This is a genomic window from uncultured Rothia sp., from assembly GCF_937976295.1.
Classification (GTDB): Bacteria; Actinomycetota; Actinomycetes; order Actinomycetales; family Micrococcaceae; genus Rothia.
Genome location: NZ_CALJRY010000352.1, coordinates 1 through 2,034 on the forward strand (window position 1 = coordinate 1; position 2,034 = coordinate 2,034).

The window sequence follows — 2,034 nt, forward strand, 5'->3', positions numbered from 1 at the left end:
AAAACAATCACTGCAGCTAGAGCAACGGGGCCACCCTCATGGATAAAGAGGAAGACCAGAGGCGCAACGAGAATCGGGGCTCCAAGGGTAGCCGCCAGCACGACCACAAAAGTGAGCCTCTTATGCTGACCGACCCTCATGCCGGTTAGAGGCATGAGGGCGAAGTTGGTCCACAGTAGTGCGCCAAGCACATAAGGCACGAGTTGTTCAGAAGCGTGACTCCATACGCCCAAACCAGCGCAGGCAACTCCCACGATCATGGAGCCGAGATAGAGAGCCACCTGGTGGCGTTCCATAAAGCTCACAGAAGCCGTCCTCTTCTAGTAGATTAGGTCGCCTCGTGCCGCTTCGTGGACGCGCCGGGTTACGGTCTCCATGACGGGTGAGTTAATGTTCCAGCGTTGCCAGTAGAGGGGGAATTCTACGGGGGTTGCGGCGAGCTTCACGAGGCGCCCGCTTTCGAGCTCTTCGGCGCATTGTGCTTCGGGGATGAGGCCCCAGGCAATACCGGAGCTGACGGCGCGCGCATAGTCCGGGGATGAGGGAATGTAGATGGTGGGGCTTTGGGTGAAGGTTTCTTCAGCCTCCAGACCTACCTCTTTTTCAATGAGGGCTCGCGCCACGTCCTGCACGAAGTCTTTGCGGTCGTACTCGACGACGGGGGCACGGTTGAGCTCTTCACGACTTACGCGCTTGGGCCAGCCGGGCAGGTATCGCTGTACGTAGTTGGGGGTGGCAACGCACCAGTAGCGCGCCACGCCGAGGGTTTCGACGGAGCAGCCGGGGATTTTTTCAGGCTTGGAGGTGATGACTGCCATGACTTCTCCGGACCGGAGCATGGCGGAGGAGTGGAATTCACCTTCTCGTCGCAGGTCGCAGAAGATACTGTCTTCGCGGCTGAGGGTTCCTACGGCGTCAAGGAACCAGGTGGCGAGTGAGTCGGCGTTGACGGCAACGGAGACACTCTGGAAGCCGCCTGCACCCATGAGTTCACGTTCCATTTCTTGCTGCAGGAATTCGCTCTGTCGGGCGATGCGTAGCACGCTTTGTCCGGCATCGGTGGGGGTGACGGGGTTGCTTCGGCGTAGCAGGACCTTTCCCGCAATCTGCTCCATGGCTTTGATGCGCTGGGAGATGGCGGAGGGGCTCACTCGCAGGATATCTGCCGCTGCGTCGAAGGTGCCGTATTCGATGACGGTGGCGAAGGTGGTGAGCTGGTCGGTGCTGAAACGTGTCATAAGAATATCTTACGCAGTGTGAAAATATTTAGATAGATTTAGGGTCCTTTTTCCCGTATTCTCGTCTCTGGCGCTTCACACTTTAGCTAACGCAGGCTTTATCCCTGCGTCGTATGCTTTTGCCTGGCAAGCTGGTAGTAAGAGAGCCACCACCCGCAATATCTGCAAAGCCCGTACCCCGTTTGGTCCACATAGAAAGTTTCACGATGTCCACCTCCCTGTCCCTGCTGTTTCTGGGTGCTACCACCACGATTTCTTTGGTGGCGGCTATCGGCGCCCAGGGAACTTTTGTGCTGCGTCAGGGTATTTTGGGTCGGCATATTACCCCGATTATTATTTTCTGCATTCTGTCGGATGCTCTGATGATTGGCTTGGGTGTTGTGGGTCTGGGCGCTCTGTTGGATGCGGCGCCGTGGTTTATTGAGGTGTTCCGTTATGTGGGTGCGGCGTTTTTGGCGTGGTTTGGTTTTGAGGCTGGCCGCCGCGTGTTTACTCCGCATTCCATCGTGGTTGATGATGCGGAGGGTGATTCTCAGTCGTTGAGGGCGGCGCTACTGACTACGGCGGCGGTGACCTATTTGAATCCGTTGGCGTGGTTGGATACGACTATTCTTTTGGGTTCGCTGGCGAATGCCCAGGGTGATCCTAGCCGTTGGTGGTACTACCTGGGGTGCTGTTGCGGTAGCCTAATCTGGTTTTTGGTGCTGGGGTATGGTTCGCGCCTGTTGCGTCCGCTTTTTGCGCGCCCTTCAGCGTGGCGTGTTTTGGATGGTGCGACGGCTCTTCTGATGGCGTA

2 protein-coding genes and 1 pseudogene are annotated in these 2,034 nt (G+C 57.2%); 1 reads left to right on the forward strand and 2 read right to left on the reverse strand.

The window, feature by feature from the left end; genetic code table 11:
* Both Q0216_RS09445 and Q0216_RS09450 read right to left on the reverse strand, forming a co-directional pair.
* Window positions 1-305: pseudogene (locus Q0216_RS09445) on the reverse strand (hypothetical protein); the annotation flags it as partial.
* A gap of 15 nt (window positions 306-320) precedes the next feature.
* Window positions 321-1,238 (reverse strand): LysR family transcriptional regulator ArgP, encoded by a 918-nt coding sequence (locus Q0216_RS09450; protein ID WP_298594838.1) that lies wholly within the window; start codon window positions 1,236-1,238, stop codon window positions 321-323.
* A gap of 206 nt (window positions 1,239-1,444) precedes the next feature.
* Between Q0216_RS09450 and Q0216_RS09455 the strand changes: the two genes are divergently transcribed.
* On the forward strand, window positions 1,445-2,034 hold a 590-nt coding region (locus Q0216_RS09455; RefSeq protein WP_298594840.1), incomplete at its 3' end, for a LysE/ArgO family amino acid transporter.